20 protein-coding genes and 1 tRNA gene are annotated in these 24198 nt (G+C 40.2%); 14 read left to right on the top strand and 7 right to left on the bottom strand.

What is annotated here, in order from left to right:
- Positions 1-159 precede the first annotated feature (159 nt).
- From H4K34_RS13945 to H4K34_RS13930, 4 genes are all read left to right on the top strand, one after another.
- Complete coding sequence (locus H4K34_RS13945) at positions 160-1872, top strand: DUF4836 family protein (RefSeq protein ID WP_210758002.1); 1713 nt, start codon at positions 160-162, stop codon at positions 1870-1872.
- Positions 1873-1881: 9 nt separating this feature from the next.
- Positions 1882-2511 carry an ABC transporter ATP-binding protein gene (locus H4K34_RS13940; protein WP_210758001.1) on the top strand — a complete coding sequence of 210 codons (630 nt, stop codon included), beginning with the start codon at positions 1882-1884 and terminating at the stop codon, positions 2509-2511.
- Entirely contained in the window at positions 2511-3704 is a 1194-nt protein-coding gene (locus H4K34_RS13935; protein ID WP_210758000.1) for an FtsX-like permease family protein, read from the top strand. Before H4K34_RS13940 ends, H4K34_RS13935 begins: the two co-directional genes overlap by 1 nt.
- Positions 3705-3851: 147 nt before the next feature.
- Positions 3852-3925 (top strand) — tRNA-Arg (locus H4K34_RS13930).
- Positions 3926-4117: 192 nt separating this feature from the next.
- Here the strand turns inward: H4K34_RS13930 and H4K34_RS13925 are convergent.
- On the bottom strand, positions 4118-5659 hold the full coding sequence (locus H4K34_RS13925; RefSeq protein ID WP_210757999.1) for a T9SS type A sorting domain-containing protein: 1542 nt from the start codon (positions 5657-5659) through the stop codon (positions 4118-4120).
- Between the two features lie 123 nt (positions 5660-5782).
- Here H4K34_RS13925 and H4K34_RS13920 point away from each other — a divergent pair, with 123 nt between their 5' ends.
- The 6 genes from H4K34_RS13920 to H4K34_RS13895 all read left to right on the top strand — a co-directional run bounded on the left by H4K34_RS13920 (position 5783) and on the right by H4K34_RS13895 (position 12353).
- Positions 5783-5920: a hypothetical protein gene (locus H4K34_RS13920; RefSeq protein ID WP_210757998.1), complete on the top strand. Its 138-nt coding sequence runs from the start codon at positions 5783-5785 to the stop codon at positions 5918-5920.
- A 270-nt stretch (positions 5921-6190) separates the two neighbouring features.
- Positions 6191-7591 (top strand): T9SS type A sorting domain-containing protein, encoded by a 1401-nt coding sequence (locus H4K34_RS13915; protein WP_210757997.1) that lies wholly within the window; start codon positions 6191-6193, stop codon positions 7589-7591.
- 418 nt (positions 7592-8009) lie between these two features.
- Entirely contained in the window at positions 8010-8486 is a 477-nt protein-coding gene (locus tag H4K34_RS13910) for a zinc ribbon domain-containing protein (protein WP_210757996.1), read from the top strand.
- Positions 8487-9043: 557 nt separating this feature from the next.
- The gene (locus H4K34_RS13905) at positions 9044-10099 is read left to right on the top strand and encodes a hypothetical protein (RefSeq protein WP_210757995.1); all 1056 of its coding nucleotides are present in this window, start codon (positions 9044-9046) and stop codon (positions 10097-10099) included.
- Positions 10100-10150: 51 nt separating this feature from the next.
- Positions 10151-11704, top strand: coding sequence for a T9SS type A sorting domain-containing protein (locus tag H4K34_RS13900; protein WP_210757994.1), 1554 nt, complete (start codon positions 10151-10153; stop codon positions 11702-11704).
- Between the two features lie 52 nt (positions 11705-11756).
- Positions 11757-12353 (top strand): HAD family hydrolase, encoded by a 597-nt coding sequence (locus tag H4K34_RS13895; RefSeq protein ID WP_210757993.1) that lies wholly within the window; start codon positions 11757-11759, stop codon positions 12351-12353.
- 64 nt (positions 12354-12417) lie between these two features.
- Here H4K34_RS13895 and H4K34_RS13890 read toward each other — a convergent pair whose 3' ends face one another.
- The 3 genes from H4K34_RS13890 to H4K34_RS13880 form a co-directional block, all read right to left on the bottom strand.
- The gene (locus tag H4K34_RS13890) at positions 12418-13959 is read right to left on the bottom strand and encodes a T9SS type A sorting domain-containing protein (protein WP_210757992.1); all 1542 of its coding nucleotides are present in this window, start codon (positions 13957-13959) and stop codon (positions 12418-12420) included.
- A 424-nt stretch (positions 13960-14383) separates the two neighbouring features.
- Positions 14384-14797, bottom strand: a complete 414-nt coding sequence (locus H4K34_RS13885) for a hypothetical protein (protein WP_210757991.1) — start codon at positions 14795-14797, stop codon at positions 14384-14386.
- Positions 14798-14804: 7 nt separating this feature from the next.
- Positions 14805-15971, bottom strand: a complete 1167-nt coding sequence (locus H4K34_RS13880) for a hypothetical protein (protein WP_210757990.1) — start codon at positions 15969-15971, stop codon at positions 14805-14807.
- Positions 15972-16300: 329 nt separating this feature from the next.
- Between H4K34_RS13880 and H4K34_RS13875 the strand changes: the two genes are divergently transcribed.
- Genes H4K34_RS13875 through H4K34_RS13865 form a run of 3 tightly spaced genes read left to right on the top strand, consistent with a single transcriptional unit; the run spans position 16301 to position 18965 of the window.
- Positions 16301-16675, top strand: coding sequence for an iron chaperone (locus H4K34_RS13875; protein ID WP_210757989.1), 375 nt, complete (start codon positions 16301-16303; stop codon positions 16673-16675).
- Positions 16676-16707: 32 nt separating this feature from the next.
- Entirely contained in the window at positions 16708-17388 is a 681-nt protein-coding gene (locus tag H4K34_RS13870; protein WP_210757988.1) for a hypothetical protein, read from the top strand.
- Between the two features lie 44 nt (positions 17389-17432).
- Entirely contained in the window at positions 17433-18965 is a 1533-nt protein-coding gene (locus H4K34_RS13865) for an OmpA family protein (protein ID WP_210757987.1), read from the top strand.
- 201 nt (positions 18966-19166) lie between these two features.
- Here H4K34_RS13865 and H4K34_RS13860 read toward each other — a convergent pair whose 3' ends face one another.
- Positions 19167-20192 (bottom strand): LIC11966 family surface protein, encoded by a 1026-nt coding sequence (locus tag H4K34_RS13860; RefSeq protein ID WP_210757986.1) that lies wholly within the window; start codon positions 20190-20192, stop codon positions 19167-19169.
- Positions 20189-22180, bottom strand: coding sequence for a S41 family peptidase (locus H4K34_RS13855; protein WP_210757985.1), 1992 nt, complete (start codon positions 22178-22180; stop codon positions 20189-20191). The genes H4K34_RS13860 and H4K34_RS13855 overlap by 4 nt, the downstream gene beginning before the upstream one ends.
- A 193-nt stretch (positions 22181-22373) precedes the next feature.
- Between H4K34_RS13855 and H4K34_RS13850 the strand changes: the two genes are divergently transcribed.
- Positions 22374-22943 carry a pentapeptide repeat-containing protein gene (locus H4K34_RS13850; RefSeq protein WP_210757984.1) on the top strand — a complete coding sequence of 190 codons (570 nt, stop codon included), beginning with the start codon at positions 22374-22376 and terminating at the stop codon, positions 22941-22943.
- A 52-nt stretch (positions 22944-22995) separates the two neighbouring features.
- Here H4K34_RS13850 and H4K34_RS13845 read toward each other — a convergent pair whose 3' ends face one another.
- On the bottom strand, positions 22996-24189 hold the full coding sequence (locus H4K34_RS13845) for an OmpA family protein (RefSeq protein ID WP_210757983.1): 1194 nt from the start codon (positions 24187-24189) through the stop codon (positions 22996-22998).
- Positions 24190-24198 lie beyond the last annotated feature (9 nt).

Raw genomic sequence — 24198 nt, 5'->3', positions numbered from 1 at the left:
AATTTTCTAATTTTAGGGCCCCTTAAACCATTAATATCTAAGCCTTTCCTGTTTCGCTTTCCTCAAAATCAATCAGAATCCCAAGCATTCATCTTCCAAGACCATGGGTCCATGGAAGGAGCATTGCTATATAAATCACGCCAATCCAAATAATCATCAATGAAAAATCAAAGAACCATGTTTCGCAATTTAATCTTAGTCCTGTCGCTTGGACTATTCCTTAGCTCTTGTAGTCAAAATCCGGCTGCATTAGACCTCATTCCTAAAGAAAGCCCCCTCGTATCCGTTTTGGATGTTAAAAGTTTAGCCTTGAAGGCCGAATTGAATGCGGGCGATTTTAAGAGTCTTCAATTATTGGAAGATGAAGTGAGTAACGAATCCAAAGAACTGGGTGAACTTTATAAAAAGTACCGCTCTAATCCCAGCGAAACGGGCATTAATGTACTTTCAGATTTCTTTCTATTTTCCACTCGCGATGCTGGCGAAGGTCGCTATATAGCCCTAAGTACCGATTTGTCGGATGGAAAAAAATTCGAAGCCTTTGTTTCGCAAATGTTGGCTGAATCCCAAAAAGAGCTGAACCTCCCATCTCAATTTCAAATTGAAGAAGCCAGCACTTTTAAAACTGTAGTTTTTGATGATGCTATTCTCGCCTGGGATAATTCCAAAATGCTCTTCATGGCTGGCCAAAATAACGAAGATAGCAAAGCCCTTATGGCCCAGACCGAATCTCTATTTGCCTTAAATGGTAAAGCCACCATCAAGGATGTGGCTTCCTTTAATCGTTTTTACGAGCGTAGTACAGACCTAAACCTCTGGCTTTCTTTCGCTTATTTAAAGGATATTGTTCCAGCCTATCAGGATCTTTCAAACATGCCATACAGCTTGGATGATAACTATTTATCGCTGCATATTGACTTCACGAATGAAGGGATCAAATTAGAATCTATTTATGATTACAGTGATGAATTAGCCAAATTACAGAAGGAATACGGTCTATACGATCAGAGCTTCAATGAAAAGCTCCTCAACTACCTTCCCAAAGAAAGTTATATGAATGCCAGCTTTGCCATTAACCCCGAGGGCATGTATAAATTCATGAGCGCTGGAGGCGAAAGTCCCGAAACGGATATGATGCTTAATCAAATTCAACAAGCCACTGGCATGAGCATGGATAATATCCTGAGCAGTTTTGCCGGTTCCGGAGCATTTAGCATTTATAGTTTCGAAGCACACACCGACACTATTTCCACCTATAAGCAAGAATACAATCCCAAGAAATTCGCCTATTACGACAATAGTATTGGCGATTCTGTTTACGAAGGTGGTTTTGACTTCGTTCCTACAGAAGAGGTTAAAAATAATGCCATTCCCCGTCTAGCCTCTGTATTTGACCTTAAGGACCAAAGCACTTTCGAAAAGCTTTTGGAGAACGAAAAGTTGAAGAATAATATCGTTAAAACAGAGAAAGGGTCTTATGTAATGGACCTGGGGAAAACCGTATTCTACTTCGAGTTTAAAGATGATATGGCCCTATTCTGCAATGATCCCGAATTGGTGAAAGCCTTCCAAAAGGACGGACTTGGAGAAAATAGCCTTTCGAATAACCCCATGGCTGCCAATATGAAGAATTCTCATGTCACCTTGTACCTGAACCTAAACAAGGCAGATTATCCTGAAATTGTACAAAGCCTGATTGGGGATGGCTTAATGCGTGCTCCTGAAACAGTTATGAATTGGGTTTCAAGTTTACGCAGCTTAGAAGTAAGCAGCGAAGGAAGCAATAAAGGGAAATTGCAGTTGAAAACGGAGAAAACGGAACACAATAGCTTGCATGAAATCTTAAAGATGTCTGAAGACTTTATCTTCTAAAACAGCCCTTTGAAGATCATTCTTAAAAATACTAAACCCAATTATGTAGCAGAGGCCGATGTTTTGGCCTCTGCTGTGTATTTGGAACCTTTAGTACAATTTGAGAAAGGTAAACGCTATTTAATTTCTGCCGGATCAGGCAAAGGCAAGAGCTCCCTCTTCCACTTTATCTATGGCAGCAGTAATCAGTACAGTGGCGAAATTATTTGGGAAGGGCTAGAATCTAAAAATTGGGACCAAATCCGCCAGCAGCACCTAAGCTACCTTTTCCAGGATTTAAAACTCTTCGATGAGCTTAGCGCCTGGGAGAACCTTCAAGTGAAAAACCAACTCACGCAGTACTGTTCGGAAAGCAAACTGGATTTCTACCTGGAAAGTCTGGGTTTAAGTGCCCATAAGCATCAAATTTGCAAGAAGCTATCCCTGGGCCAAAAACAAAGACTGGCCTTAATACGAGCCCTTTGCCAACCCTTTGATTTCCTATTCTTAGATGAGCCTTTTAGTCATTTAGACCAGGCTAATATCGAACAGCTTTCCCGCCTTATTGAAGCGGAACTAAGCGAGCGTAATGCCGGCTTAATCATCAGCTCTCTGGAACCCCATTCCAGTTTAAGCATCGATCAACATTTAAATCTGTGATGATGATCAAGCTCCTGCGTAAAACCCTGCATAAATTTCAATTACTGGGCTATCTGCTGAGCTTTGTTATCGGTTGTACACTATTCATTAGTATTTACCAATTAAGAACCGACCTCGGGCCTCTATTTGAGGAAATGGAAGGGGTGATTAATCAGAGGCATTTAATCCTCAGTAAAAATGTAAGCCTCTTTAAAAGTCTGGATAAAAGCGGGATTTACTTTAGTGAGGAAGAGTTGGAATCCCTCCAAGCCCTTCCCTATGTTAAGGAGGTGGCGCAGTTTCAAGCGGCCCAATTTAAGGTGGGCGCCTTTTTAGAGGGCACTAATCAAATGCCAGGCTTTTACAGCGAATTGTTTTTAGAGAGTATCCCGGATGCTTATCTCGACCTAAAGCCCAAAGACTGGCACTGGGAAGAAGGGCAAAATTTTGTCCCCATCATTATACCGGAATCCTATCTCACCCTTTACAATTTGGGCTTTGCTGAAAGTCAGGGATTACCGGTAGTTTCAAAAAGCACCATCAATCAAATTGCTTTTCAGCTAAAGCTGGATGGCCGTGGCCAAAAAGCGCAGTTCCGCAGTAGGATTGTAGGCTTCAGCACTAAGATCAATTCGATTTTGGTACCGGATGAATTTCTAAGTGCCGCCAATCGAAAATATGGCAGCGGAGAAGCGCGGAGAAGCAGTCGCTTGATCCTCGATTTAAATTCGCCCAAAGCGGAAGAACTCTTGCGTTTCGCCGAAGAGCATAATTATCAGCTCAATCAAGAAAAGATGGAATACAACAAGCTATCCTTTCTAATGGAAGGCGGTTTGTACTTTTTAGCGGCTATGGGAATTCTGATCATGATTTTAGCGCTCTTCTTTGTTTTGCTGAGCACTCATCTTATCCTGCAGAAAAACCGCGATTTATTACGAAGCCTGCATTTATTGGGTTATTCAGTAAAGAGGATTGCCCAATTCTACCAATACCTAAGCATTGGCATTAGCCTGCTGGGATTGCTTATTGCCGCTTTGCTTAGCCTGGCCCTCCGCTCTTATTATCAAGAATTCCTAAATCTGATCTTACCCCTAGAATTAGATGGTAATTCCATCCTGCTCAGCAGTCTGCTTATTGGCATCATCTTGATCCCATTATTCTATGTAATCTTAATTCGGCAGATACGGAGAATTGTAGCGCCAGCCCAGGTCTAGAAAATTAATCCAGCCTTGATTCGCACTGCCTTTCAAGGGACAAGCATCCCCCGCCGCTCGAAAATTGAATTAAAATCTCAAAAGCACTTGCGAGGATTGAAATTGTCTTTATATTTGCAGCCCCGTTACAGAAACGGAAACAGTGCCGGCCTTGTAGCTCAATTGGATAGAGCGTCTGACTACGGATCAGAAGGTTGAGGGTTCGACTCCTTCCAAGGTCACTGCCAAACCCTTAAAAGCCCCCGCAAAGCGATTTGTGTGGGGCTTTTGCTTTTTATCAAGTTTCTCAATTAAAGGCTATTACCAGGGATTAAGCGGCATTGCTACCTAGAGTTAGGTAAGAAGGCATCAGAATAATTGAAGGACACATATCTGCAACAACAAATGCCCTGCACCTAATTTTTGCTTCTGTTTTAATTTATAAGCAATTTACTAGTGCTCACCGAACCGCGGTCTGTTCTTACTGTAACTGTATAAACTCCTTTTGCAAACTCCCTTGTAGCTATTAGGTGATTTTTTCCTTTAACCTCGGAATAATAAACCAATTGACCTAGGCAGTTTACTATTCTAAGTTCCTCCATTGCCGTGTCGCTTGCTACTTCAACATAACTGCTTGCAGGATTTGGAAAAAGTGAAATTTGAGAATTGTCAATCGATAATTCATTCCTAGACAATGGGCTCTTCACAAATAAGGGGTTATTACCAGCTAAATCAATCTTACCAAGAATGATATTATCTGCCGGCCGATGTTCTTGTATGTTAAAATAGACCTCACCTCGTTTCGGGATTTTCACTTGATTAAAGTATAATGGCACCCATTCATTGTTGGTTTGCACATCATACAAGACTTGCCCCGTAGAATCAAAAAGCGCAAATCGGACCCCATATACATTTATGCCATTTGGGGGAAAATTAATAGTCGGGGAAAACATCAGGTAATATCCGTTCTGTGTATATATACCTGAACCAAAAATAATTTCATATCCCAAAATGTTGATGTAAAACTTTGACTTGAATGAAATACTTACCGATGAGCTATCTGCGTAATTATACAAAAACACATTCTTCCTCATGCTTGTATCGGTCATATCTCGCACACTAGTTTCATCGACATATAATACTCGATCACCTTCTTTACTTGTTACAACATTACCAGATTTGTAAGGCACTTTAGCATACTTAGAATTTGTAATGGCCAAGGAAACAGTATCAATGGATAAGGTAGCCTGTTCAAGGTATGGCAATCCTGTGATAGGATCAAGGATGGAATTATCAAACCGAATAAATTCAAGCACTATATTCGAACCATCAATTAATACTTTCTTTAGAGAATAAGAAGGATTCTTAGCATCAAACAAGGAGTCGTGTAAATGCTTCTCCAAGTCAAGATACTGCAATTCAGAAGCATCAACTAGATCTATTTTTTTACAAATCAGACCATCACCATTTTTACGCAGCCAAACCTCAGAACTTGCTTGAGCACCCTCGTACTCTATTACAGACCAGTCGCCTCCATAGATGGCTAAAACCGAATCACTGGAGGTAACTCTAAGGCTCACCGAATCTATTTGTACAGCACTAGTTGAATAACGATTTCGTACAAGAACTCGGTTTTGATTCGGAAAAGAGAATGACACACTACTGTAAGAGTCATTAGACTGAGACAGTTTTCGGGGCGAAGATGACCTTAAATAGGACCCATCAACAGGATTAATTTCTGCTTCGATAGCTCGGGAACCTGCATATATAAGTCCATCGTAAATAGCACCACCAAAAATACAGACCCCAGAATCACCATAAGTATTAATTTGAAAGGGCTCGCTTTTCACCGAATAAGTTGAATCATGCAAGTGAAGAATAGCCACATTAGTATTCCACTGCCCATAGCTTAAACTCGTTGAAAAAACCAGCAACAAAATAATTGCTTTAACTATGTGAAAGACTCTAAGCTTCATTGACACTAATTTTTATCAATTTCTCACTGTAGAACATCTAATTGTTTTTAATAACCTGGTTTTCAATGTGAAGGTACTATTTTTTTCTACCTTGCAGTAGCTAATAATATAAACTGATTAATCGTGAAATACTTTTACTTTTTTATGCTTTGCACAATTGGGCTTTCTATTAATGCCCAAGACTATTTAAACCCAAAAATTGGTGGTTTTTTTGAGCAGCTTTATGGAGCTGAAACCGATCAAAAGGCTATGAATTTATGACTCACAGTGCACTCTTAAGTTTGAGAAAAAGCTTTTGGAAAATGAGTCAGAGGTTAATTTTGAAGGATTTAAATCTGGTTTTTACATTATTTCAGTATCATCAGAAGGTATTATCTCAAACCAAAAGCTTTTAGTGTATTAATGAGATTCTTCGTCACTATAGTTATCTTTTTCGTTTTCTTTTCGAGCGGTAAAAGTCAGGCCACATTTAGATCGGAGGCATTGCTTTCAAATTATTCCAGTCGATCCACTCATTTTAAACTCTATGTTGTGGGAGATTCCCTCATGATGGCCTCTGTTGGCAGGTACAGAGTATTTTCCTGGACCGACTATCCGCGCTTACTTAAAACCGATGCTTATGGAGGCCAGGTTCAATTATTTGATTTGAATAATGTGAATTTGGACTGCCCAGTCGGTAGAGGAACTTCTTGGACCAATTCAAAAGGGTATTTGTTGTTTTCTGATACTACTACCTATGATGGCTACAAAGATCAAACGACTTTATCACAATGCTTTTCTTTTCATGCATACGGAAGTGACACGATTCTATGGCAAGGCGAAGGTTCTATATACGTTCCATATGGAAATGGAACCCAAATTACGGTAGCCTCCAACTCCACGTTTTGGATAGATAATATCCTTCGTGAAGAGTTTACTGCAGTTGATCAGTCTACAGGTGATACTATCTTAACAATTCCTTATGATAGCATTGCACAGAATTATTCCGCCCCATCTGACTATAGATTGTTTGAGTATTCACTATTTGCTCCCTTACAGTCTAAATCAGATTCCGCTTATGGCTTTGCACATTTTGTCAAGCGAGACTCTGTTGGTAATCCATTAGCTTTCATGTCCTTTTATAGTTTAATTGACTTGAAGGACTTAAGTCTTTTAGCTCCGCCTATTATCTGGCCCTCTGAGGTTTTTTACTTTGATCCTAATGGCTTTGGCATTTTGAAAGACAGCATCGAATTCTACCCAAATGGAAACTTTTATCGCAAAACGATCACTTCTGAGAGAATTTATAACTCGCTGATTGACACAGTGCTATTACTGGATTCATTAAGATATCATCCAGATACTATGAAGTTCCCCATAAAGAACCGTTTCTATTTGACTAGAAAAAAAGGTGACTACATCCTTTATGCGGAAGAGATAGATCAATACCGCGACACGGTTAATTTTGGTCAAGTAACTACCGAAACTGTCTTGCTTAGAATGTACAAAGGGAACAAGCTTCTTTACGAAAAGACTTTAATTACTAATGACTTTTCAGGTGATGCAGATATAAGAATTGTTGATGGATTTGTATTAAGCGATGGCCGAGCGATTTTAAATTTAAATATAGGTGCTATAAGAGATGGATATAGGATTCTTTTCGTCGATACTAATGGTACTAACTACCTCGCCATTGATGAGGAATATCTTCGGGTAGGAAACGCCCGCCTTGAAGTCTTTCCAAATTTAGCGGATCATGAGATTCAAATAAAAGCTTCTTCCGAAATTGCTGATTTGAACATTGTTGATGCTTTGGGCCGAGAGCAAAAGATCACAATACCTAAAGGGCAACAATTCTATTTGAATGTTAAGGATTTTGCACCTGGATTGTATTATATCAAAGCAAGGCTTGCCAATGGAGCCATCCTATCCGGAAAGTTCATCAAGAAATAAGAAGTTATAGAACATCAATGCACTATTTTAATGTATCGCTGTTCTCTTTCTTTTGAAAAGTTGCTAGCTTAGAGTCTCCTTTACGAGACATTTCATGTGTCAACATGAAAGAGGGTATCCATTTTCATGATTTAATAGGCTTTAGATTCTGCTCCCGTCTTTAGAGGACATTGTAGAATCTTCGGCTTATGCATTGGGGGAATCAGATCCATTGCAGATGCCTACCTCGCTCCAAGATTCTTCCTGGAACAATCTGAACACATATTGCTTGAATTTCGCATCCGCAAAGGAAAAGCCTCTGTGGAATATCCAATTTTATTGCTGAACGTAAATTTCAAGGGCAAGAAAGACTGAATTCCGCTATTGACTTTTGTAATTTGCTCGAACCCCAACCTAATAAGTCCTCAGCTCCTGCTCAATGACCATTCTACATTTCCTGATTATCGTACTCTTGTTCGGCATTGGCCTGGCTATCCCCTTACGCCTCAATTACCTCCGCTATTTCTATAACTTCGAAAAGGAAATTAATGAGTATTTGCAAAAATCCAATCTGAAGTTATTAGAACAGCATAGCCCCTCTGGTCTAGACTGGGATAATGCTCCCTTTCCAAAAGAAAAATGGATAAAGCCTGCCGTATTCTTTATAGAAGGCACTCATCTTAGTCAGAGTAAATATTATATCATTAATACTTCTAGCGAAATTAGCCTTTGGTTAAAGGTGGAAATTTATGCCCTTCAAGGCACTAAACTTCATTTCAGGAAATCCCCTCAAAAACTGGCACCGCGCAGCGCCCAAGAGTTAAAGAATCAAAGCACCAGCCCTTGCCCCGCCTGCTCCTACCCCATTGTAGCAAGCGATCAATTTTGCCCTGACTGTGGTATTCGACTTTTTTGAGTGAAGCCTTAACTTGCTACTTCCTTCTGCTATTAAAATGGAAAAGCACCCCTCAGATTTGCTAATTATTCTCGACCTGGATGAAACCCTTATTCATCTGCAAGACATTAAAAGACGTTAATTTCTACCAACGAAGTAGAAAATTATTCTTTCTGCTAACCACCACCATTCTTTTTTAAAGCTTCATAAAGGTGTCAAGCATGTAGTTGATACTTCAGTAAATTCTCAATTCCCATATCACATACCAATCTATATACTACAGTTAATCTAGTTAACATTCATGCTATTAATCACCACGTGAACCCTTTTTAAGACAAATCCAATAATCGACTTAAACCTAAACTTTTACAAACATAAAAATAACAGTAGATTAATTTCCAAAAAAAGGTATAGATCATAATGATTATTTTTATAGAAATTGTAACAATCACACCATTACACAACCCTATTAAGTAATAAATAAAAACTATTTGCAAGTCAATTAACGCACGTATTAAATTAGCAGAATTAAAAAAGGCCTGTTTAATTTTAATACTTAATACCTGAAAAATCACAAAATGAAATTTTTTAAATTAGGAATTATCGCAAGTTTTGCCATCGGGATTATCGGTTGTGAACAAAAGGAAGAAATGCAAATTTCAAGTATACCTAGTCCAATTCAAATGCTGGCAGAGGAGTTTCCTTATGAAGTATATACTCCTACAGAACCTTCAAATGCACTTTCCGAATTTGAGGAGAGCTCCATATCTATTTTTGATAGTCAAAATGCAGGTGATTACACTCCTGTCAATAAATCAATTTGGGTAATAGAAGGAAACCTTAATGCATTTTACGGCGACTCGACTTATCAAGAAGAAGACACTATTATTTACCTAAATAACACCTACACATTTGAGATAAATTCAAATGAAGAAATAATTAATGGAGATATAGCCTCTAACTTTTCCAGTGCTTATGATGAAATAGCAAATACTTTATCCAATAATGATGATTACTCTTATAATATAACAGACGTAAGAGTATCAGACATTTCTAGTGGTGAAATAACATTACTTTTTAGTACAAGTTTTTTAGTAAACGCTTCAAGTGTCTCATCATATAGTTGGCCTAATGTTCCACCCGCCTCTATTTCTAGAAGAGCTGGAGCAAATGCGGATTGTAACAGCATTACAGGAAAAGGTGCTTGGAAACATGTACAATGGCAAGCTCGCCAGACTCTTCCCTCTCTACTTTTCCCTGTTAATTACAACTTTAGAAGACCTAGATACAATGTGGTTTCTTTCAGCTCTCACCTAGGACAAATTTCTCAAAGATACTTCGATGGGTCTTGGATGTTGGGTCACCCAGATGCAATTTTTACCGCACATCAAAATCCTGTTCCTGTTGCTAATTGTATTACACCTCAACAGCAAGACGCATACAGCCAAAGGTTATCGGATGAATTGTATGATATTGTTCTTAAAAGGACATATTGGGATGGAGTTTCAAGCTTAAGAGTGCTAAACGGTGCTGCTTTAGGCACCACGCGGTGGGAGTTTGATGGAATTCTCTCAAAAAACATCGATGCAAACTTAAATGCTAATTATGGACCTAATTCATTAGGTTTGAATTAATATTTTTATCTGGAGGGGTTGGGCCTACCCCTCCATTTAATTTAATTGAACATGCGAAGAATTCTCATAGTTCTTATCGGCATTTTTGCCGGACAACTTTTAAATGCTCAAGCAGTAAATCGAGTAATTAAGCCATTCCCTTTTACCTTTAGCCACTGTATTGGAGCCAGAAATCATTCAGTTTACCTAGGTATTCAAAAAAATCAGTTTTTTGAAACGGGTAGAGAGGATGCCTATGTCTATAAATTAAACTCCTCCAACCTCGCAACGATTGATTCCATAAAATTAAATGGCTTAGTGAATGGCGGAGCTTCAAACCTTGCTGTTTCTCTTTGGGACATTCAAAAGTATGAGGACGGAATTCTGATCTTAAGTTCTGCACAAGACACAGGCAGCGGGTCCTGTACCAACATTGCAACGGCACTAACAAAACTGGATAGCAATTTAAATGTTCTCGATGAAGTAATTATCTCAGAGCCAGGCACCAATATTCAATTGGGCACAATGACAATAGAATCCGATTTCATTTTATTAGGTGGCTATATCACTTATTGTGACACTAACCTATATTCAGCTGGAATTGGCTTTGTCAATCGTTCTTCAAATAAGCTTGCCTGGACCGATATTGGTCAAAAGTTTCCCTCAAGCAAACCACGCCAAGAGAGCCTTAATCCCTCAATGGTTAATGGGAATTTAATAGCAAATTTTTGGCCCCAGTATGGCCCAGACTTTTACAGCAATTATATTATTGATACAAGTTTTAGCATTTTGGATAGTGGCTCTATTATAGACCCCGCAAGTGGCATGTACCCAAATACACTTCAAAGCCATGGACGTTTTATACAGACTTCCAATGGAATGTATCAAATTGGAAATTCAAGATCTTTCTTTGACAGCTTACCTTTTATCCCACAAAGATTAGGTTATTGGAATATTGGTATCGCAAAACTGGACTCTTCCGGAAATGTCACTAAGCTGGATACCTTACCACTCTCCGGATTTGATTTCCAAACCTCGGAAAAAATTTCAAGTGGACTCTTTTTTGAAATTGACGCTATTGATTATAGCAATCTGGATTCCGTGCTTATCATCCAAGGGGTTAATCAAATTGGGCAATACAATTACACTTCGAAAGATACCACACCTTTCACCCTTATCAGTTACAATCTAAATTCCAACACCTTAAACTGGCAAAAATTTATTTCTACCCCTTTAACCAATAGCTATCAGAATATTGCCAGACTTTCCAACAACCATATTGCAATCTCATTTAATGAATTTGATTGGCGCAGTGATAGTCTCCCTAACCTAAGAGTTCAAGTTTGGATATTCGATGAATTCGGGAATGTATTAAGCACCCGACACTTTCATCAAAATCTACGTTCATCTATTTATCCCAACCCAGCAAATAGTCACATTTATCTAGACTTCCCAAATAGCTCAACTAACTTAGGCTATGAAATTAGAGACCTTAAGGGTGCCATCCTTAAAAAAGGAAGCTTTCAAGACAATAGATCAGGCCTTTACATCCAAGACTTAAATGCCGGCACCTACCTTCTGCTAATTCCTGAATTACACTTTTCAGAATTGTTTATCAAGAAATAAGAAGGCCTAATTTCCTTCAATAAGTGTTTACATTGCATAGGCCTTTGCTACTATGGAAAAGCACCCCTCAGATTTGCTAATTATTCTCGACCTGGATGAAACCCTCATTCATGCCCGAAGCAAGCCCTTAGAGTATCCGGCTGATTTTATCTTTGGCGATTATCATATTTACCTGCGCCCCCAATTCCATCGCTTTATTGAATTCCTGAGTACACATTTCGAATTTGCGATCTGGTCCTCAGCCTCAGACGCCTATGTTGAAGCGATCACTAAACTGATTGGCCTGGAAGGTTTAGTGCAGTTTATTTGGGCCCGCTCTCGAACCACTTTAAGAAGAAATACCCATTCCAATCGAATGGAGCAAAGCCTGATCGCCCACAAGGAATTCTATTATGTGAAACGCCTCAAAAAGGTCAAGAAACTTGGCTATAGCCTGGGAAAAATCTTGATGATAGACGACAGTCCACAAAAAGTGATGGATAACTATGGCAATGCCCTAATCATCAAGGAATATCTTGGTGATCAAGAGGATAGGGAATTACTGCTCTTAAGGAAATATCTGCAAAAAATAAAGGCTGTCGAAAATCTACGATTAGTAGATAAAAGAAATTGGCGATCAAATGACCGCCTATTTCACACAGGTCTTTGAATTTAAAGAAGGTAAAATCTACCGCCAACGCAATTACGATTGCTTTGAGCCTTTTGCTTAGCTTTTACTTCAAAAGCAATTTGCTATGACTCATCTTGCCGGATTTCGACCTAATTCTAACTATATAGATTCCTCTCGCAAAAGACTCTGTTACAACTAGATGCTTGTATCCCTTTATCTCAGCAGTATATACCAGGTCCCCCAAACTGTTAACAATGCTTATTTCATCCAGAGCTGAATCACTTGCCACCTCGAAAAATTTCAATGCCGGATTAGGATAAAGACTAACTAAAATATTGGGATCAGGTACAACATCAATCGATAATGGACTTTTCCTGAACAAAGGGTTGGTACCCGCTAAATCAATTTTACCCAAGATGATATTTTCGGAAGGACGTTCCTCTTGAATATTAAAATAAACCTCCCCTCTTTTAGAAATTCTTGCTTGGTTAAAGTACAAATGCAGCCATTCGTTCTTAGTCTCAACATCAAATACAAGACGACCAATTGAATCAAACAAGACCAATCTCACCCCATCCAGTACTCTACCATTTGGAGGAAAGTTAAGAGTAGGGATAAAGATTAAATAATACCCGTTTTGGGTATAAATCACATTTCCCGGCACTTTCTCAGCCCCTAAAATATTAATATAAAACTTAGCACGATAAGATATATTTATGCTTGAATCATCCTGGTACTTTGCAAAAACAAGGCTTCTACGGATGGTTGTATCCATCGTTCCCTTAACACTGCTTTCATCTAAATAAAGGATATCCTCACATTCACTACTTGCAAAGACAGATACCTGGCTCGAAGGTATCCTTTGGTATTTCTTCTTACTTATACTGAGACTACTGGTGTCAATACTGAAAGTAGCCTGTTCAAAATAAAATGACCCCGTAATTGGGTCTATAAAACTTGGGTTTGCCCTCGTAAATTCTGTCACCAAATTAGAGCCACTCAGAATTATGTTCTTCAATGAATAATCTTGAGGCCTAGTACCAAATAGCGAATCGTCAAGCACTAAGCTTAAGTCGATATAACACTTTAAAGAACCATCAGTTAAATCAATTCTTTTACAAACTAGTGTACTATCCTTTCTATAAAGCCAAGCTTCCGAACTCAAAGTAGTTTCTTGATGATTCAGCACCTTCCAATCACCCTCGAAGGTGGTGATTACTGAATCACTGGAAGTTTCTTTGATTACCACCGTATCGAACTGATCAGAATTATTTAGTATCCTATTATGCACAATCAGCCTATCATGATTAGGAAAGGCGAATGCAACTTTCGAAAAGTAACCATTATATCCTGATAATCCGGAAGGAGAAGAAGACCTTATAAAGGAGCCATCCGCAGAATTAACTTCAGCTTCAATGGCTCTAGAGTGAGTTGTAGTCAAGCCTTGGTAAAAGGCAGCACCAAAAATTGAAACTCCAGAATCCCCAAAGGTCCTGATTTCAAACGGCTCTCTTTTTGCATAAAAGATTGAATCATGTAAATTGATGATTCGAACATCTTTATTCCATTGACTTAAGCCCAAGAAAGGCAGTAAGCATAAAATGAAAACTATGCTTACTGCCTTATTTATAATGTCAGCCTTCATTTTTTCGCTCGTCGGAAATTCGGTTTAATTAATTGAATTGAACAAGTTAGTCCAGACTTTCAACAATTCACCTCTAATGAAGTAAAAATGATGTCTTTATTGTAGATAAAATAACAGCGGCCACTTTATATCCCGATCCCCCTTACTACACTTCCCTAAATTTAAATCCTTCCCCTTCTTTTACGGACAAGCAAAAGTTTAATAGAGTTTAAATAAAACCATCAGCATGTTTGAGTCAAAACATCAGCATGTTTGAAGGAAAACATAAGCATGGTCAACAAAAAACCTCCGCTTCTTTTTCAATTAGTAGCGGAGGTTTTAATTTAATGATTCTGCAGTTTTTAGTAAAATGGAAGGAGTTTTAGATTTAGATTCCTGACTGGCCAATTTAAAGTCAAGGGAAGAGCTCGAACAAAGACTGCATTTATTCACAATAATGCGAAACCTGTCGCTCAAATCTATCCCCATCAAGCACTCCAAAAGACTCAAGTTCCAGCTTCTCTCCTTCGATTTTAACAATACTGGTATAAGTGAAATTGTAGGGTAAATAGTCGAAATCAAAGGCCTCATCAAACAAAACACTGACTGCCTTTCCTTCTAAATCCTCTTTGACCATCCTATCTCCAGTAATCACTACAAGATTTGAACATGAGCTATAGCGCATTAAAGTCGCCCTCGTAGTATTAGAACAAGCAACACAAGTATTTCCTGAAATCACAATATAAACTTGATGCTCCTCTACTGGTAATTGATTTTGTTTAAGATAAGACTCAAAGGCTCTGGAATCATGGGAGCTATGACTAAAAAGGAATGAAACGATAAGGCTTAGTACCACCATGGCGACATTAATTTAAATGGAATCCTTTAAAACTCCTACTCTCCCTGCCATCATCACTAGTTGTGGAATGCGCAGGTAATAAGACCTGTCCATTAAAGATCCCTAGCTGATACCATTCAGCATCCTTTTTTGGGTTTAGACAATAGGCTGTCTCCAACTTGAAGTCTTCCGAATAAATAAACAGGTTCCAGTCAATCGAATAATAAGTGTTAATTCTATCGTTCGAAATAAATGGCGCCTTTGGTTTAAATGCAATAAGATGCTTCTTCTTTTCTGGGCAGTAGAGGTAATTTGATATTTGAGCTTGCTCAATAAAAAATTTTCTCTCCTCGGACATTTCAGCATTCTCCAGCCCTGTTTTGGGGAATTCCTGACCTATATTTAGTGATTGATAACTTAAGGCTTCGTTTATCAAATTATAAGAGACCAGAGTATCTGAAAACCTAAAAACCAGATAAACTTCATCAATGGAATTGTGTGAAATGTGAGGTAGGTAATCAGGCATTTGAAACTCATTCTTATAGGAAGAGGGCCAGAAATTACCTGAATTAGGTTTCAGTGCTTTCTTATTCTTTAAATCAAACAAGACGAATGGAGAGTCACTAAAAATTCTTTGCCTTGTACTTTGGATCGAATAATCGGATTTGCTATAAATTGTAGGAATCACCAAGTAGTCGCCCACCCTATTAATTTTTGAATCTGGCCTTGTATATAGTATTTCACCATCTTCCAAGGCCCTATTCAGTGGATAGTTTGCCTCTACTTCATTCTTTTTAAAATTAAACAACAGAACAGAGCGATTATCTGGGCCGATTATATAGAACCTATGTTCATCCAGAAAGGAAATGCTAGGTAAAGTTTTCACACTCCCCTCCAAGGTCTTCAATGAATAAAAAGCTTCTTCCTGATTTTGTAGGTTCTGCAACCTGAGAGAAATCAAAGACTTAGTGGTGTCTATCCAATAAAAAAACGGATCCTCATTAATAGAAACAAGTCCTGCATTATATGCCTGATATAGCGATTGACCCGGTGAGCTTGAATAAAAAGAAGTAAACTCAGGATCAACAGATCCTTGAAGGCAATTTTGCGCAAGTGTCAAATTTGTCGAAAAGAAAATAAGCAGCGTGAAATACTTAAACCTGCCTATTTTTAAATGATTAAAAATGGATTGCATAGAATTCACCTTCGATAATATTTAACATTTCCACTATTTATCTAGTATTTACAACTGATCATTAATTATAATAAATGAGACACAAATCTAATGACAATTAAAACAGGCAACTATCTATTGAAAATCTTTAGTTCCGAATAACACTTGAAAATTCATGAGCATTTACACTCCCAATTCAATATTTTAGATCCTTTATTCTGAAGACATCCAGTCTTAGCCACCCTTTTAAAATGCAAAGAAGATTTTTTTTTTACATAAGGTGATAGACTTAAAATAAGCAGCTTGGCCCAGCCTTAGGCCTTACCCTTTAAAAGCCTTACCTTCCTTCCATGGCAAAAATGAAGCAATACAATCAGGTAGCCGACTACCTCGCGGATCAAAGCGAAGAATGTAGAGACAAGCTTTTGGAATTAAGGGCCTGTATTTTAGAAGCCGCACCCCAAGCGGTAGAGAAAATCAATTACAATATTCCCGTTTTTGCGCTGGAAGAAGGCGCTAAAATGGATAAGCAAATTATGATGGCCGGCTACAAAAAACATGTAAGCCTCTACCCCCATCCGGATACCATTGAAGCCTTTAAAGATCAATTGCAAGAGGCCATTGTAAAGAAAGGAACCCTGCAGTTCCCCTTAAATAAACCCCTACCCAAAGACCTGATCATTGCCATGGTGAAATACCGTATCCAAGCCTTAGGCATGGCTTAAAGATTGCTTTTATCTTAGTACAAAATAAGACTATGCGCTTTGCCTCAATTTCCTTCCTGCTACTCTGCCAGGGCTGTGTAAACAATAAGGTTTTAAACCTCAACCCCGATGTGCAGGCGATTTCGATAGACAGGGTTCATTTTACCGCCGAGCCTGATCAATTTCCCAACAAAATAAAAGTGGGTGATCTTAAACTGGCTTACCCTCATCAAAGCTGGCCAGAGATTGAAGCGGATATCCGCGCTAAAGCCAAGGCCCACCATGGAAATTTGGTGTACTTCCACAAATTTGTACAAGAAGGTCAATACCTGGAAGGCAGCCTCTACCAAGTATCTGAAGCGGCCTTTAGTAAATCTCAGTCACAGGCTCCCCGACTGATTCTCTTTCGGGATGAATTGGGCGGAATTCCCTCCAAGAATTATGATTTCTGGATCGAGATACAAGATCAAGAGCGCGAAATTAAAGATCAAGCAGTAATCTATCTCAACCTGGATTCCGCCCAAGATTCCATTCCCTTTTTGGTAAAAGGAGAGTTGGGCTATTTACCAATCCATGCGGGTGATAATTATTTTTGGATCTCCCATCAGTTTAAAGGCAGTCAGGCCGGACAAAGCATTTTCTTGCAATACGGCGGCTTGAAACTAAAGGCCATTGAGGATGAAGATCAGGCCCTAGCCTGGTTGGGCAGTCTTAAAAATTCACCTGGCGAATAAGAATTGGACAAAAACTGCCGTTAAAATTTCCTAAAGAACCCTGTATGCGACCCTATTTCTACCTCTGCCTCTTTCTTAGCTTAGGCCTATCTGCCCTTGCCCAAAAAACAGAAATCCGCAAAAGCTATTTTTTCGAAGTCAATGAAACTGAGCTCCAAGCCACGCAAATCCAAAGCTTGCAAAAGCTGCTCGACAGTTTACCCAATGAAAGAGTTTTAGGCTTTGCACTTAATGCCTATTGCGATGGCCCAGGATCCAAAGCTCATAATGAGGCCCTTGGCAAGAACCGAATCCTCAGCTTGCAAAATGAAATTCAAAAGCAATTTGCAGATAGCTCAATTAAGCACCAAAACTTTGCGGATGAAGGTCAGCCAGACAACCTCTATAAAAATTCCCAGCGCAGAGTTGATTTGATTATTCAATTAGCGCCGGAACCGGATTATGGACCAGGCATTGCAGAATTACTGAAGCAGCTCTGCCCACCGCCACAGGTCTTCGAAATCGACCCGCTTAAAGACACCATCCTCAAGGCCAAAGGGGGCAGTATCCTTCACATTCCCGCCAAGGCCTTCAGTAATCTTCGTCCCAAAGAAAAAGTACGTATAGAGTTTACAGAAGTAATTACCAAAAGTGAAATGCTTTTGAATAATCTCAGCACCAGCTCTAATGGCCGCATGCTTGAAAGTGGAGGCATGTTTAAGGTGGAGGCCTTTCAAGGCCAGCGCAAATTGAAATTGCGAAAACGAAGAGATGTAACTTTTTACATTCCAAGCGAAAGATCTATCCCCGGTGCACTAGTCTTCAATGGTAACCAGCATGATAGCCTTGCTAATATCAATTGGACCCGCACTAATGGCAGCACTTTGCAAAGCACAAGCATGAATGATTTTCTCTGGTGTTGTTCTTTAGGTCGAAATCCACAGCCTTGTAATTTTTGGTGCCGGATGGGAAGTTTATTTGGCTTTAATAAAGACAATGCTGCTGCTAGATCGAGTAGATCCAGAGGTGGTGAAAATCCATGTGGGGCTTTTACTCATTTTCTTGAAAAATATGGGGTCGAAAATGTAGATGCACTCATGCTGGCCATTAATTCCAATCGCCAAGGAGAAGCCCCAATCAAAACCTACGAAGAGCTCTATTCCTATTTACGTAATGAGGAACGCAAGGAAATGGAAGCCGACATTGCCAAGGGTAGCATTAGTTCTTCAGACTTAAACTATTACATCTTCAACAATGCGCAATTAGGATGGATCAATATTGATGCTTTTTCCAATTGGCAGGCTTCTAAACTGACCACTTTAAACATCCCTCTAAAACCGGCTAATCATGTGGATGTGAAAATGGTCTTTAAGAATCGAAATTCTATTTTGCCACCAAACACCTACCGTAGAGGCAATTTCTACTATAAAGACATACCCAAAGGAGAACCCGTAAACATTATTGCAACTAAATATGTAAACGGAAAGAGCTTTATCGCCGTCCAGGACTATATCATTGGCGAAGAATTGGGTGAATTGCAATTTGAAGAAGTCAGCTTAGAGGGGATTAAGGAAATTTTAGCGGGACTTAATTCTTAATCCTGAAATAAAAAATCCCGGAATCCATAAAGAACCCGGGATTTAAATCTTGCCTTCTATTACCCCAAAAAGCAAGTGAAAATTTGAACTATACGAGTTTCAAATCTCTGTTCGGTGAAACCTAACAGAGGATAAAAGTACGGCATATTGGATAAACTTTATCTATAGTTCTCCGAAGCCCACAATTAAGCTCGCCTTAGCTTAGGCATGCTGATCAAAAAAGTCCTCAACCCCGTCTTCCCAGGATTTTATAGCCTGTTCTCGCGCCTCATTATTGCGCTCGTTAACATTGTTAAACTCCGGTACCATTTTGTTGTAATCTTCTACGGCTGCATTAAAGGCATCCACATCTTCTTGCGTTAAATCACGCTTTTTAGTGGCTTCCATTTTCTTTTGCAGGCGATCAAAATTGTCCTTCTTCACATAAAAGTCAACCAGCTTAGGTAAATTATTCGCACAAGAATTCTCATAGTACTTCAAAAGTCGCTGAGCCGAGTACAGTAATTTCTTATCTCCTCCAAAAGTTGAGAAGGTATCCAAATTAGCCTGGGCTTTAGCTACCGCAGTTTTCAAAGCATTCAGATTTTGCTCCAGACTCACTAAATCTGCATTATTCAAAGCTTCTACAACATAAGCTTCCTGCACCTGAGCGCGGAAAACCTCCAAGAAAATGCGGTTGTAGTATTTCAAAGCCTTATTGGCCTTGGCAATTTTTTCATCCTTCTTGGTCTTCTCTCCTTCTATCAGATTTACACCGTACTTATTGGCAAAGGCCTCCTCCGCATTTTTGTAAATACTAAAGGCACTATCCATCTTTTCACCGGCAATATCCTTCGCTAAAAGATAGGCTTCCATCCCGTCGTAAGAACGCTCCGCAATATCTTCCATATCCATAATCTTCGCATAGTCTTCACGAAGCACGATATCGGTCATATCCAGATAATTAATCACCTCTTGCTGGTAGCTGCGATCGCCCTTAAAAGCACCGATTTTACGAATTTCAGATTTTACGTTTTTCAGCTCCTCAATAATAGATTGGCGTTTGCGCTCCAGGGTTCTGGCACTACGACCACGGGTGGCGGCTTTTAGATAACTCCAGGTTTCACCTTTCATTTCTTCGATGCTTTCCCCGATTTGGCCCATATAAGCGGCCGCTTCTCCAGCCGATTGAGCTTGCATTGAAAAAGCGCCTAATAGCAATAAACAGATGGCTAATGTTTGTTTCATTGTGTTGATTTGAATTCTAAATAGTCATTAAGTATAAAAAAGCTTTCGCGGATGTATAAATCCTCGGAGATGGCCGCTTTAACAGTCAAGCCCTCCTCCTCATTTGCCAATCGATAATTGAGTAAATACTTCAGTGAATGCACCTTTAAGGCGGGCTCCCAATGCTGTTCTTCATAATCCTCCGACACTTCATCCTTCGCCATATAAGCCGAAAAGCCCGCTAAGTCAAGCGGTATGCTAGTCTCAGTACCTGTATTCAGTTCTTGATTCGCCTCCCACTGCCAAAGACTATCGGCCTTAATGCGTTGGGCACTAAGTTCTCTCAGGTCTGTTAAGGGTAATTCAGCTTCCGGGAAATAATAGGTCTTCTTTTTAATCGAATCGATCTTAAGATAATTCGAATACGCCTTTTCGCGGTAAGCATCATAATTGTACAAAGCGGGCAATGGGATGTCGGGTTGAATTCCCATGGCCTGATGACTAGCTCCTGTTACCCGATAAAAAGCCGCCGTGCTCAGCTTAATAAAGGAACCGGGAATCAGAGCGGTATCCGAATTTTCATGGTATTGTAGCAAAGGCACAATTTCTTGTACCGTAGACTTCCCATAACTGGGCTGCCCTACAATAATAGCGCGGTTTCGATCTTGCAAAGCGGCCGCAAAAAGCTCCGAGGCCGAAGCACTAAAAGCATTTTGCAAAATCAGCATCGGTTGATCATAGATCACCCCGCGATCCATATCCTTTAGAGTTTGATGTTCTTGCCCATCCGAGTAAATAGAAAGCGCTCCATAATCCACAAAAATTCCGGCTAATCGCAGGGCCTCATACATCGCCCCGCCGCCATTGTCGCGCAAATCCATGATTAAGGCTTCCACTCCTTGTCGCTTCAAGCGAATCAGGGCATTGCTCACATCCACGGCACAGCCCTGCACCGATTCCGCAAATTCATCCCCCACATAAAAAGAAGGCAGATAGATATAACCAATTTTGCGCTCCCCTTCTAAAACGAATGACTCCACATGGTTTTCCTCCACTGCGATATAGTCTTTGCTGAGTTCCACTTCCAACTTCTCCCCGCTTTGCTTTCGCAATTGGAATTTGGTTTCAGCTTCATCTGCCGACTCAATTAAGGCCCGCACTTCGGCCGTTCCTAAACAAGCCAGGGCATCTTCATCGCTGGCTTCGGAACTCAGTCCCAGGATAATATCACCTTCGTTCACCTTACCACTCTGCCAGGCCGGACTACCGGGCACCACATAAGCCACTTCTATTTCTCCATCTGCATTGCGAAAGAGCTCAATGCCATAAGACAATTCATTCTGAGAAAGTGAATTTTGAAAACCTTGTCGGGCAGAGCTGGAAAAATAGGCGCTATGCGGATCCAATGCTTTCGCTAAAGCCTTTAAATACTGTTCTTGAATATAGCGGTCCAAAGCCTCATAATGATCTAAATCATTTCGCAAGCGGCAAACCATGCTTTCGCCGATATACTTTTGCCAATGCAATTTAGTTTCGGAATCAGGATTAAAGCTTTTGGCGGCCGTATCCTGATGATTGAAAAGGGCCCAAAGCACCCGCATTTTATAGTATTTACGCCAATGTTCTTTCCATTCGGCTTCTTCAAGAATGCCATCGGTTTCAATACGGTACTGCTCCTTTATTGTAAAATCCAGGGGCTTTTGGCTTTCGGCCTCCAACAAAGATTCCAGGGCTTGTAGCCTCAACCGATACACCTCACTTAAGCTTTGTACCAGCGCTTGTCGCGACTGGGCATTGCGGGCGGCTATAGCCTGATAAGGTGAAATTTGACTAAGGTCCTTCTGCGTAAAAAATTGGCCATCCTGATCCAAGGACTGCATTAATTCATCATACACCCGCTGCGAAAAAACAGAATCATTAAGGGGAGCTTGAAAATGGAAATCCCGCGCCATATGTAAAATGGAACGAGCCTTTAAGTCCAGAGAATCTACCTGCGCCCTTGTACTCACAGCAGCTAGGAATAAAGAGAATAGAAGGAACCTGAGCAAGAGATTCTTCAGCCAGACTTGGGCAAATTGGGGGTAAGAATAAAGCGAAGGCATGCTTGGTTTTTGGCTCCGCAATTTATAAAAGCTTAAAAAGCATACCTAAAGAATTAAGGATAAGCCTCTCCCTTTTCTAATTTTACGCCAAAGCACTACCATGGCCTATTTCTGCGAAGAGGAATACGAAAACATTGACTTTAAGAAACAAAGCTTAGCGAAAGGGGAATACGAAGCCTGTCGTTTTATCAATTGCCAGTTTCAAGAATTGCACCTGAGTGACTTCAACTTCAGTGAATGTGAATTTATCGATTCCGATCTCAGTAATCTGCGCTGGAAAGAAAGTCGCCTGCAAGATGCCTGGTTCGAAAACTGTAAACTATTGGGTATTCGCTTTGATGAGCTGAGCAGCTTTGGCCTGAGTTTTAAAATGCAAAATTGCCGACTCGATAGCTCCAATTTCTTCGGTCTAGACCTCAGCCGATGTTCCTTTGAGAATTGCCAATTATGGGAAGTGGATTTCACTTCGGCGCAAATGCAGAATAGCATCTTACGAGACTGCGATTTACGCAATGCTCATTTCGAAAACAGCAATCTTATGGCCTGTGATTTCCGGGGCAGCAGCAATTTGCAAATCGATCCACAAGGGAACCGCATTAAAGGCGCGCATTTTAATCTCGATCAATTACCCGGCTTGCTTTTAGAGCATCGCATAAAAATCGAGAAATAAAAAAGGGCTCCCGAAGGAGCCCTTTGAACAAGGTCCGAATTAATTCCAGGACTTACTCCCACTCTACATCTACTCGCCGATTAAGAAAAGAATTACCCAATTCTTCGGGAGATTGATTTTTAGCAAGTCCAATCTGAATTTGAGCAGCGCTAAAGCCCAAAGTCAAAAGGAAATCACGTACCGCATGGGCACGCGCCTGCTTTAAGCTAACGTTGTAGGATTCGGGGCCTGTGGCGTCAGCATAAGCAGTTAAAACAAACCTTGTCCCCTCTATATTCCTCAGACCCCGCACCTGCTCGAAGATGGCCTTCTTTGCAGTGCTACTGAGATACGATTGATCAAAGCCAAAGTAAACGGACAAGGATTCTGTCTCTGGCTTTGTGCTACTGGGTTTTGGCTGAGCTTGAGCTTGCTTCAGGCTTTCCAATTCGGCCTGAGTACGCTCCAAGTCAGCTTGCAGAGCCGCCATTTGCGCTGCCTGCTCTTCCCACTTCAAACTGTCATTGGCAATTGTAACCTTAGTTTGAGGAGGGCCATCGCAAGCCAATGCACTAAAAATGGGCTTTTGAAACTCTGCCTTTTGCGCTTTTGGCCCGAAGCTATAAGCCACTCCCAAAGCAGTAGCCCAATAGACATCCGAACCCGAAGCACTGTTATAGCCGTCGAAACCATCGTTCAAGACGCTATTCAAGCTAAAATCGAGCTCCAATCGCCAGGCTCTATTTAGCTCATATTGCAAACCCAGTCCCCCCTGGTATTTCCAATAATTATCGGCGAAGCTATTATCCTCCACCTGATCACTCTGCAAGTATTGGGTCGACTCGAACCGACCATTGGCCAATCCGAATTTTCCGTACACATTCCAGGGTGACTGCGCAAAAGAGGAGCTGAAATTGCTCAACATCAGGATCAGGTTTAACTGCGCTTCATTAAAACTATTCTCATAGTACTCCACTTGATTGGCGCCAGTCATGCTCCCTCCATGATAACCCAATTGCAAACCAAAGAGCGGATTAAACATGCGCTCGGCGTAGAAACTATAACCAATATCGAATTGGGTGAAGGAGCCGTTAAGCCCGCGCATATCCCTCGATAATTCTGTATCGAAACGATAGGCACCAATATCATAGAGATGATTGATTCGGGCTCCCAGACTCCAACGCGAAGCCTCATTTGTGGATTGTGCTACAGTACTTTGTAAGCTTAAGCAGAGTAGGCTTAGGCTGATGAATTTTATCGTTTTCATGGTCAAATG

The sequence above is a fragment of the Croceimicrobium hydrocarbonivorans genome, from assembly GCF_014524565.1.
Taxonomy (GTDB): domain Bacteria; phylum Bacteroidota; class Bacteroidia; order Flavobacteriales; family Schleiferiaceae; genus Croceimicrobium; species Croceimicrobium hydrocarbonivorans.
The sequence above is the reverse complement of the archived record's forward strand: the minus strand, read 5'-3'. Positions and strand labels throughout refer to the sequence as shown.